Origin of the sequence: Actinospica acidithermotolerans, assembly GCF_018139625.1 — a bacterium.
In the GTDB taxonomy this organism is placed as follows: Bacteria; Actinomycetota; Actinomycetes; order Streptomycetales; family Catenulisporaceae; genus Actinospica; species Actinospica acidithermotolerans.
Map to the genome: position 1 here is coordinate 1 of NZ_JAGSOH010000230.1, position 3,947 is coordinate 3,947.

The 3,947-nt window shown below is 73.9% G+C and carries 3 protein-coding genes; 1 reads left to right on the forward strand and 2 read right to left on the reverse strand.

Annotation, left to right across the window (positions count from 1 at the left end):
• Positions 1 to 35: 35 nt before the first annotated feature.
• Complete coding sequence (locus KDK95_RS34075) at positions 36 to 1,340, reverse strand: ATP-grasp domain-containing protein (protein WP_212522494.1); 1,305 nt, start codon at positions 1,338 to 1,340, stop codon at positions 36 to 38.
• Positions 1,337 to 2,536 carry an MFS transporter gene (locus KDK95_RS34080; RefSeq protein WP_212522495.1) on the reverse strand — a complete coding sequence of 400 codons (1,200 nt, stop codon included), beginning with the start codon at positions 2,534 to 2,536 and terminating at the stop codon, positions 1,337 to 1,339. Before KDK95_RS34080 ends, KDK95_RS34075 begins: the two co-directional genes overlap by 4 nt.
• A 659-nt stretch (positions 2,537 to 3,195) precedes the next feature.
• Here KDK95_RS34080 and KDK95_RS34085 point away from each other — a divergent pair.
• A complete protein-coding gene (locus KDK95_RS34085) occupies positions 3,196 to 3,717 on the forward strand; it encodes a hypothetical protein (RefSeq protein ID WP_212522496.1) in 522 nt (173 codons plus the stop codon).
• Positions 3,718 to 3,947: the final 230 nt, after the last annotated feature.

Genomic DNA, 3,947 nt, shown 5'->3' on the forward strand with positions numbered 1-3,947 from the left:
GGTGGGCGCCTCGGGCCGCTCAAGGACGATCGCGCTCACCGGCGCACCGGCTTACTCCCGCACCCGGCCGGCTCCGGCGCGATCGCGGCGTCCGTGTAGATCAGCCCGCGGCCGGCGACGTACGCGGCGACCGCCTTCTGGCGCGCGGTGACGGCGCCGGTATCCTTGCCGAGCACCACCGCGTTGGCGGCGAGCTCGGCGCGGTGCGCGGCGGCCGGGTACGCGCGGCCCTCCTGTGCGGCGATCTCGCCGTAGAGCATCCTGGTCGGCACACGCAGCGCCGGCGGGAAGGGGTGGACCGCGGCGATAGTCCCGGGCCGGTGCGCCACCCCGACCTGCCCGGCCATGCTGGTGGGCACCAGCGGCACGGCCCCGGATGCGGCGCGTCCGGGGCCGAGCACGGCGTCGAGGAACCGGCGGATCGGGTCGACGCCGAAGGCTCCCTGCATCATGTACGGGGTGAGCATGCCGCCGGGGCGCCAGGCGAGCTCGCTCATCAGCAGTTCGCCGTCGCCGGTGCGCTGGAGCATCTCCGCGTGCACGATGGCGGTGCGCGGGCGCGGCCGCAGCGCCTGGATCGCCCGGCGGGCGAGGTCCTGCGCGCGCGAGACGACCGGATCGCCGGGATCGCACGTCGTGATCGTCAAGGCCGGTAAACCGTGTCGCCCGGGCGGCTGCTCGGCCACGCGGCTCGGCCAGAGGTATTCGAGGTCGTGCTCGGTCAGCAGCGCGTCGACCTGGAGGAGCGTGCCGTCGACCTGCTCCTCGACCATCCACGCGGGAACCCGCGGGTCGAACGGCGACTTGGTCCAGTTCGCCGCCAGCCACGAGCGCCGGTCCGCGTCGTCGCGCAGCACGGCGCCGGCGCGCCCGACGGCGAAGCGCGGCTTGACCACGACCGGGTACCCCGCGGACTCGGCGAAGCGCCGCAGATCGCTCGCCTCGTGCAGGGCGGCGCAGCAGGCGGTGGGCACCGCGCCGGCCCGCCACAGCTTCTTCATCAGCACCTTGTCCCGGCCGGTGCGCGCCTGGTCCGAGGTCATGCCGGTATCCAGGCCGAACGCCTCGCGCAGCCGCGCGGAACGCTCGACGTCGTCCTCGGCGAGTTCGATCACGTGAGTGAACGCACGGCGCCCGTGCGCGTCGAACGCGATCTCCTCGACCTCCGCGTTGTCGTAGTACCCGTCGGCGACGTGCACCGGGACCGGGGCGTTGGCGCGCCCCTGGTTCGGCGGGACGATGACGAGCGCGGTGTCCCCGCCGTCGAGGTCGAGCGCCTCCCACGGGTGGTGGCGCCGGGCGAGGGATCCGGCGAGCAGGAACAGGACGTTGCGGCTCACGGTGATGGCCTTCCTTCCGAGGTGCGGGCGTCGGCTGGGCGCGCAGCGCGCCCGACGATCAAGGGCACGGGGGCGCCGGCCGCGCCCACGGCGGCGGCGAGCAGATACCAGCCCGGGCGGGGGTGGGCCAGGATCAGCCCGAGCAGCGCGGGGGAGACGCAGGACAGCGCCGCGTATCCGGCCCCGAACACGCCCTGGTAGTCGCCGTGGCAGCCCTCCGGCGCCAGGTCGTAGGACAGGACGATGGCCGCGGCGGTCTGCAGGACCTCGGCCGAGGTCAGCAACACGGCCGCCGCGCCGACGATGAGCGAGGCCCTGAGCGCTGCGGAGCCGGACGAGGAGGGCAGCAGCGCGCAGGCGGCCGCGGTCAGCGCGCCGGCCGCCAGCGCCGCGCGGGCGCCGCGCCGCACTCCGGTGATCCGGGCGGTCGCCGGGTGCTGGAGGGCGCCGACCCCGAGCGTGTTGACCAGCAGCGCCGCCGAGACCAGCCAGCCGGGAGCCGCGGTGGCGCGGGCCACCCACAACGGCACGGCGAACACGAGGATGTCGTTGTACAGCAGCAAGATCCCCCCGCACGTCGCGGTAACCGCGAGGAAACCGGGGTCGGCCAGGGCCCGGCGCCGCCCGGCACAGTGCGGTGAAGGCGGGTCCTGCGACGCCGACGGATGTCGCGCCAGCAGCCCGCACAGGCCGCAGCCGGCGGCGCTCGCGACCGCGCACACCAAGAGTTCGGCCCGATAGGCGGGCACCGTGCCGCAGGCGAGCGCGGCTCCCGCGAGGGCGGCGCCGAGTCCGTAGCAGAGGTTGGACACCGCGCGGTTGATCCCGGCCCACCGCACCCGCGCCGCACCGGCCAGGTGCGCGATCACGGCGCCGCGAACCGAGACGATCGCGGGGACGAACGAGGTGGCCAGGGACAGCGACCCGAACTCCAGCACGCGGGCGTGCCCGAACAGGACGCACGCGCGCGCAGCCGCCTGAAGACCCATCATCGCCGCGCACACCTGGGACGGGCCGAAGCGGTCCGCCGCGCGCCCGGCCGCCGGGCACGCGGCGATGGAGGCGAAACCCGCTACGCACAGGCAGTCGGCGACCGGCGTCACGGGAACGTGCTCGACCTTGGTCAGGTACAGCGCCGTCAGGGGAGTGCCCAGGCCCAGGCCGAAGTACCAGAGGCCGAACCCGGTCAGAAGCACACCGCGCGGACCGCGGACGGGATGCGCCCGCAGCCTGGTCCCTGGGGGGCGCCCGGCCGGGCTCGAGGTCACCGCCATCGCCGTACCGCTCCGGCCGGACGGATGTACGGCATGACCGCTCCTGTTCCGGAATGTGGAGTGAATGTGCCGGGGAAAACCGCGCACAATAGTCGAGGCGATTCAGCATTGGCCGCCCCGACAGCCTTGTCAAGCTGCGCACATCCGCAGGGGAGTGACCCAAATCACTTTCGGCCAGGCTCATTTCACGGGACGCGTGAAACCCAAGCAGCGCGTCCCGCTCAGCGCCTTTCCAGTCCGGGCCGCGCACTCTCGCAACCGGCGGGCCAGGGGCCAATTTTCAGCCATACCGGCTGTTCAAGGCGCTATCCAGCGAGGGCGCGGCGTGCGGGCGCCGCGTGCCGCACCCGCCTCGTTGCGCCAGGCGAAATAAGGCCGTTGCGCGCACAGAAATACGTCTTAATATGGCCGCCCGGGCATTGATTGACCCGTTCTCCGAATCGCCAATAGATTCTGCGCCGTGACACCGGAGAGATTCGGAACTCCATCATCGCGGCACTCGGATTCCGTGCGCCGCGGCCCGTCAGACCACGCAGATCCCCGCCGCCGGGCGGGGCCGGCACCGTCGTGAAGGGACGTGCATGACCGCCCACGCCAGCACCCTGCGCGGCCCGAACGCCGCGGACGGCGCGTTCGCACCCGCCCGGGTGCTCGCCTACGCGGCAGCGAGCCTGCACAGCACGCCGACCACGTGGGACACCCCGGTCGACCTCGGCCCCCGCGTGGCCTGGAGCTGCGGTGCGCCGCGCCGCGCCTACCTCGGCCCGCACGCGAGCAACGGCATGTCGGCGTGGTCGCAGTCGGTCGGCGCCGGCGACGGGTTCGCCTACGCCCAGGTAACCGGGCTCAGCTACGGACCGCTCAGCCTGGCCCGGGTCATCGTGACCTGTCTCGGCGAGCACTACGCCGTGCAGATCGACGGCGGTGCGTCCGGGCACGCGCTGCACCCGGGCGAGCACCTGCACGTGGACGGGGTCGAGATCGACGTCGGGCGCGTCGAGCGCCACGAGGACGGCAGCTACACCGTGACCGGGCTGTCGCTGAGCTCGAACACCGGCGGGCTGCTGACGATCGCCGTAGCCCACGCCGGCCCCGTGCGATGAGCGCGGACCGCGACCTCCCGTGACCGAAAGGCGCACCACCGCGTGTACTCCGACCTACGTACAGCCCTTGCCGCAGAACGCATCGCGGCGCTCCACGCCCGGGCCCGCCACCACCGGCAGGTGCGCGAAGCCCGCCAGGCCCGACGGGCCCGGCGCCGCCGGCCCGGACCGGACCCCGGGGCCGAGACGCCGACCGCTGCGGCACCCGCCCCCTCCGCCCGGGCCGAGAA

What these genes read in the sequence shown, in the direction of transcription:
- KDK95_RS34085 (WP_212522496.1), top strand. Translation starts at nt 3,196, where the DNA reads ATGACCGCCCACGCCAGCACCCTGCGCGGCCCGAACGCCGCGGACGGC.